Raw genomic sequence first — 6,134 nt, forward strand, 5'->3', positions numbered from 1 at the left:
TTTACTGAGGTCTACTGATTAACAAAAAAGTGATCGGCTTGAATAGTATTGACCGATCGGCATCATGGTATTACGCATTGGTCTTCAAAGTGGTAATAGTTAGCCTTAGATAGTCATAATTACTTAATGAAAAACCTCATATTCTTTGGTAGAAAATTTAGTCTAATACTACGTTTTAATACCAGAATCGTGTTGCCATGATAAACCGGCAAGTTGATTTTGGTACTAATAAGTTAAAATATCGAGGGCTTGCTGTAATCCTTTTTGCTGCTGCTTTATGTTTTTGATTTCTTCAAGTATATCTTCTAGCCTCTCCAACTTCCTTTTGGTCTTCCTTAAATCGTTAACGACTGATATGTGATTAACAATCGCTTTCTTTGCGGCTCCAGCTGCGGTTGCCTCGCTATAATGTTGCTTCAGTTCGTCAACGAACGCTACGAACTCAGGCTCTGATTCATTTATTTTGATTAACATGATGAATTCCTTTTATTCTCCCTGTGGTTAAAGTTCTAACAATTGACGGCATAAGGTCTTTTTGTTCATGAAAGGTTAAGTGCAGACCTACTCTATTAACTTTAACTACTTCCTTTTTATCGCATCAGCTTCGTTAGCTGCCTTTGCTTTCGCTACTATTGCTCTAGTCTCATTCATTAGTTCTTGAATTTCTTTTTCAATCTCAGTGCTGTCTAGCTCAGGTGTAGTATTCATGCTCAAAGTTCCTTGATAGTGTCAATTTAAGAAGTACCCGTTTCGTAGAAACATAGGGGTGCGCGCTTAATTTGATGCTAATCAAACAGAGTGAGAGAATAATTTTGTCAATGAAAATCAAGGAGTGTCTGAGGTTATTTTCGTATCTTTGAAAATGTTCTTAGAAACCTTTATTTTACTTTACTAAATTAGGCTTGAAGCTCTTTGGAACCTTCTTTTGAACTTTTGTTTGTTTTTTTGTTCGTTTTTTTTATTGGTTTTGGTAGCGAACGACGAGGGCGAAGCCTGAGCAACGAGGAAGAGTGGAGAGCGGAAAGCCCCCTTCATAGTATTACGGGGGTAGATTCCACCAAACTATGCCGCCTTGCACTGAATTGGGCTTTTTTATAGAATACTATCTCTTCAAAAAGGATTTATTTATGAATGCTATAAAATGGATATCAATTATCGTTTTTGCTACTTTTTTATCTTGGCTTATACCTATGATTTTGAGGGGGTATGATGTGGGGTCTTTTAATTCACTTCCTGAGCATGAAAGACAGTTTATAGTAGAGGAATCCGCAGGTGAATTTTCAGATTCCCGAAGGCCGATATTAAAAGATGAAGGAGAGGCGATGACTATCCAGGTGCCAATACAGCAACCCTCCCCTACAACATCAAAAATTCAATTTAAAAAGTTTAAGAAACTGTCCATGTCTAGAGCTGACAAGTTGTGTAATGATGCCATATTTTCGGCTATGGGAGACCATAGTGATAAAGCGAAACAAGCTAAAAAAGAAGCCTGTGCTCATAATGCAAAGTAACTCTTTATCTATTTATGATACCTCGCTACTTTCCGTTTCCTAAACAGTCATTACTCATCAAATTTATCATGTAGCTTATGAGGGAATAACTGAGTATACACTTGCCACAGTATATTCAAATTTCTATGGACTGTAACTTGTGCCACCTCTTCAATACTATATCCTTTCTCAAATAGCCTAGATGCGCCCTCTCGCCTTAAATCATGATATCTTAGGTCAGTTATACCTAAATCATTCCTAACACGCTGAAAACCTGCTGTTACAGACCTAGAATTATAAGGAAATATTCTATCATCCTTTTCTGACTGCTTTTTCACTAAGTCATATGAACCAGCTAACAATGGTACGATCATATGATTACCCTCTTTTTTCCTTGGGTCTTTCCTATCTCGTACAATTACTGTTTTATGTTCATGGTTTAAGTCTTTCCATTCGATTTTACAAACTTCGCCTATTCTCATGCAGGTGAATATAGAAAAATTTAGAATATCAACAAAGGGAATTTTACTGCCCTGTTTTTCCTGCCTTTCAGTTAATGCTGCAATTAACTTATCGAGTTCATTCTCAGTAGGTCTGCGTGTTCGCTTTTGGCTTTTACCGACTAAACTTCATTTCAATTAATACCGGTACAGCATCTTCAAAGATTTTCCAATTAGCCGTTACATCAAAAACAGGTAAAGCAATTTTCATTACACTACGTAAATAGGCAACATCATGATAAATGGTTGCACCACCAGCCCCTGCGTCTCTCCGAATTTTACAGTGGGCTATAAGTCACTGCTTTTAAGCTGGTTTGATAATACATCTGCTATTGGGTAATCTCTTAGCATTTTCACCACGTATTGCTTAGTTCTACCAGTAGCCGCCCACAAATAAACGTCATTGATAAATAGGTCTAGTAATTCACCAATTGATATCACCTTATCTTGAGCTGTAATACTATTTAGCTCTACAGCCTCTTTACGTATTTTGCCCCATGTTTTGGCTAATTCTTTTTTACTGAATGTTTTAGATTCTCTATGTATAATTACACCATTCTTTTTTACGCGAATTGTGCAACGGTAGCTAAAGTCTCCGTTAGCCTTTTGGCGTTTATCAATTGTTACTGATGCCATTGTATTATCCTTAATCGTCCTACCCAAAATGGGGCGCATTTGGAACACCGTAAACGGAAATCCAACGAAAGTACAGGCGATTCAAGGCGATTTAGGGTATAACCGAATGACTACAATTACGACACCAAAGCTATATAAATCAAGGCCTACAATAGATCACAGGCTAAGTGTAGCGCCCATGCTAGATTGGACCGATAAACATTCCAGATTCTTCTACAGACTGATGACACGGCACACTGTACTTTACACGGAAATGATAACTACTGGCGCTATTTTACACGGTAAAGGCGATTATTTAACCTATAACGATGCGGAACACCCTTTAGTATTACAACTTGGTGGCAGTGATGTTAAAGCAATGACTGAATGTGCAAAGATCGCCGAACAATATGGTTATGACGAAGTTAATATAAACGTAGGTTGTCCCTCAGACAGGGTACAAAACGGTCGCTTTGGTGCATGTTTAATGGCTGAACCATCCCTAGTTGCAGAGTGTGTTGATCAAATGCAAGCAGCGACTAATATCCCCGTTACAGTAAAATCACGTATAGGTATTGATGATCTAGACTCTTACGAATTCTTGCATACCTTTATCGAACAGGTTGCAAAAGCCGGTTGCCAACATTTCATAATCCATGCAAGGAAAGCTTGGTTAACGGGGTTAAGCCCTAAACAGAACCGTGATGTTCCACCGCTAGACTATAAACGGGTCTACCAGTTGAAAAATGATTTTGATGCCTTAGAAATATCCATTAATGGCGGTATCAAGTCTTTCTCTGAGGCCAATGAACATCTCCAACATATTGATGGAGTGATGATAGGCCGTGAGATATATAACAGCCCGTATATGTTAGTCGATGCTGATAGTGATATATACCAATCAAATGAAGCTAAATTATCAAGAACAGAAGTTATTGAGTTAATGGTTCCTTATATCAATAATACGATTAAGGATGGTGGTAGGGCTTGGCACATATTGCGCCACATGCTTGGCCTTTGTAATGGTTTAGCTGGGGCCCGTAAATTTAGGCAGCACTTGAGTGAATGTGCAGGTAAAGATGGGGCAGACGGACAAGTTCTTCTTGATGCATTTTCTAAGGTGACCTTGTCTGAGTAACGTCCTGATTATCTCAATTTCGGGAATTGATGTCCCGTTATTGAGAACCTGTGCTTTATAACGTATGTGAATTAAACCATTCTAGAACAAATTTAACTATAAAATAGTAGTTATGACCAAACCATTACACATCTTAAAAATACATCTTAACCCTATAGCCCTGATTAAAATAAATAGCCAATAAATTCATATAGATATAAAATACTACCAATCATGGCACAACCTTTGTAACACTTATTGCAACTTAGTAATAACTACTAACACTTTCGCACAAAAATTCGTACGAATATTATACGCAAAAGATTACAAGGAATAACAATGTTAGATTTAAACACTTTATTTATGTTAACAATGATCCCTGGCTCAGCCATGCTTATCACTTCAATCATTGTCGGTGTTTTTGAATCAAAGAACTAAGTACTTATACTGTTGACCCGCTAAGTTTGATGTTGCTGCGTTTCTTATGCAATAAATATGATCTGAGTTTGCACTAAGTATTTTGGACAAGCACCGTAATTATAAAGCTATTATTGATATTCGAACTACCAATAATAAAGCGATATAAATGTAAAAAACGTCCTGAACCATGACATTAAAATACCTTATTATAATGTCATAGTGAATGTATATTACTAGCGTGAAGACTTAAAACACCTCGAAATAAGCCCCCATACCCATACTAGTTCCAGTAAATTACGCTTAGGTGCTTTAACTTAAATTTGATTGAATAAAAATTTAACAAACTAATACCAAATTATCCAATTTAATTTATGGGCTTATTAGTGATAGATTTTCAATAAGCTATTTAATTTCTGCTATGTTGAGTTTTCACATAGCGGCATAATCTAAGTGTAAATAATTTCATGACAGCATTATTTAATAAAGAGAAGTAGACTCATACACTAAGGCGTACGCTGCAACTGTGTTTGCATAAAATCTTCCTATAATGTCACGTTACCACGGTTGTACCGGCAGGTATGTGATTAGGCAATGCATGAGAATATGCAATTAGGCAATGCATAAGCAATGTCTTGATGGTAACGAGTAAATAAAACTTCTGAGAGCTCCGTACTTACTTACTTACTTACTTACCGTTAGAGAATGGTGAATGGGATCAGATAGGTCCACAGCGCTATCCTATTCTCTTATATTTTTCAAAACCCAGACAGAAAAAAGCCCGACTCTTATGAATCGGGCTTTTCTTAATAGAAATCGAGAATGTCCTACTGCACAGGAGTGACATCACATAAAGAGAAAAACACCCACACACTTACTACATCCGGCGCAACTGCGTGACGTACATGGATGTACTAATGTCGCCGCGTTGCCATGGATGGCAAGGAGCAGACTCAACTGCTGAAGCGCCGGGGCACTTTCCGTTAGATAGAGTGAATGGGATCAGGTGGGGCCTAAATATGTAGGCGGGAATTTATTCGCGCTTATTAGTAATTATTTCAAATCTCAGACAGCAAAAAGCCCGACTCTTATGAATCGGGCTTTTCTTAATAGAAACCTAGCAATGTCCTACTCTCACATAAAGAGAAAAACACCCACACACTTACTACCTCCGGCGTAACTGCGTGACGTACATGGATGTACTAATGTCGCCGCGTTGCCATGGATGGCAAGGAGCAGACTCAACTGCTGAAGCGCCGGGGCACTTTCCGTTAGATAGAGTGAATGGGATCAGGTGGGGCCTAAATATGTAGGCGGGAATTTATTCGCGCTTATTAGTAATTATTTCAAATCTCAGACAGCAAAAAGCCCGACTCTTATGAATCGGGCTTTTCTTAATAGAAACCTAGCAATGTCCTACTCTCACATAAAGAGAAAAACACCCACACACTTACTACCTCCGGCGTAACTGCGTGACGTACATGGATGTACTAATGTCGCCGCGTTGCCATGGATGGCAAGGAGCAGACTCAACTGCTGAAGCGCCGGGGCACTTTCCGTTAGATAGAGTGAATGGGATCAGGTGGGGCCAAAATATGTAGGCGGGAATTTATTCGCGCTTATTAGTAATTGTTTCAAATCCCAGACAGCAAAAAGCCCGACTCTTATGAATCGGGCTTTTCTTAATAGAAGTTTAGCAATGTCCTACTCTCACATGGGAACTCCCACACTACCATCGGCGCAACTGCGTTTCACTTCTGAGTTCGGAATGGGATCAGGTGGGGCCACAGCGCTATGGTCGCTAAACAAAAAAGGGTACAATCTAGAAATTTGATATAAAAAGTTTACAAAAGCAATTCAAGTAACACGAGTACGTGTTTTATATATTTATGTCAGTCTCACACACACTTTATAGTCAAAAACTACTTGGGTGTTGTATGGTTAAGCCTCACGGGCAATTAGTATCAGTTAGCTCAAGACCTCGCAGTCCTTACA

At 38.5% G+C, this 6,134-nt stretch carries 4 protein-coding genes, 1 rRNA gene and 1 pseudogene; 2 read left to right on the forward strand and 4 right to left on the reverse strand.

All coding sequences use genetic code 11. The features are described from left to right. Positions 1 to 225: 225 nt before the first annotated feature. Both MTCD1_RS17895 and MTCD1_RS22165 read right to left on the reverse strand, forming a co-directional pair. Positions 226 to 474 carry a hypothetical protein gene (locus MTCD1_RS17895; protein ID WP_057179421.1) on the reverse strand — a complete coding sequence of 83 codons (249 nt, stop codon included), beginning with the start codon at positions 472 to 474 and terminating at the stop codon, positions 226 to 228. 105 nt (positions 475 to 579) lie between these two features. Beyond that, a complete protein-coding gene (locus MTCD1_RS22165; RefSeq protein ID WP_257721030.1) occupies positions 580 to 708 on the reverse strand; it encodes a hypothetical protein in 129 nt (42 codons plus the stop codon). A 419-nt stretch (positions 709 to 1,127) separates the two neighbouring features. Here MTCD1_RS22165 and MTCD1_RS17900 point away from each other — a divergent pair, with 419 nt between their 5' ends. Next, positions 1,128 to 1,511, forward strand: a complete 384-nt coding sequence (locus MTCD1_RS17900) for a hypothetical protein (protein WP_057179420.1) — start codon at positions 1,128 to 1,130, stop codon at positions 1,509 to 1,511. 50 nt (positions 1,512 to 1,561) lie between these two features. Here MTCD1_RS17900 and MTCD1_RS17905 read toward each other — a convergent pair. Further along, positions 1,562 to 2,626, reverse strand: a pseudogene (locus tag MTCD1_RS17905) (site-specific integrase). Positions 2,627 to 2,732: 106 nt separating this feature from the next. On the opposite strand from MTCD1_RS17905, the gene dusA reads away from it, so the two are divergent. Beyond that, the gene (dusA, locus tag MTCD1_RS17910) at positions 2,733 to 3,743 is read left to right on the forward strand and encodes a tRNA dihydrouridine(20/20a) synthase DusA (protein ID WP_057179422.1); all 1,011 of its coding nucleotides are present in this window, start codon (positions 2,733 to 2,735) and stop codon (positions 3,741 to 3,743) included. Between the two features lie 2,087 nt (positions 3,744 to 5,830). Here the strand turns inward: dusA and rrf are convergent. Next, a 5S ribosomal RNA gene (gene rrf / locus MTCD1_RS17915) occupies positions 5,831 to 5,945 on the reverse strand. Between the last annotated feature and the right edge of the window lie 189 nt (positions 5,946 to 6,134).

It is taken from the genome of Colwellia marinimaniae, from assembly GCF_002207865.1.
Classification (GTDB): Bacteria; Pseudomonadota; Gammaproteobacteria; order Enterobacterales; family Alteromonadaceae; genus Colwellia; species Colwellia marinimaniae.

Excerpts from the sequence above, each read along its gene's own strand:
- MTCD1_RS17895 (WP_057179421.1), bottom strand. The coding sequence starts at position 474 with ATGTTAATCAAAATAAATGAATCAGAGCCTGAGTTCGTAGCGTTCGTT.
- MTCD1_RS22165 (WP_257721030.1), bottom strand. The coding sequence starts at position 708 with ATGAATACTACACCTGAGCTAGACAGCACTGAGATTGAAAAAGAAATT.
- MTCD1_RS17900 (WP_057179420.1), top strand. The coding sequence starts at position 1,128 with ATGAATGCTATAAAATGGATATCAATTATCGTTTTTGCTACTTTTTTA.
- dusA (WP_057179422.1), top strand. The coding sequence starts at position 2,733 with ATGACTACAATTACGACACCAAAGCTATATAAATCAAGGCCTACAATA.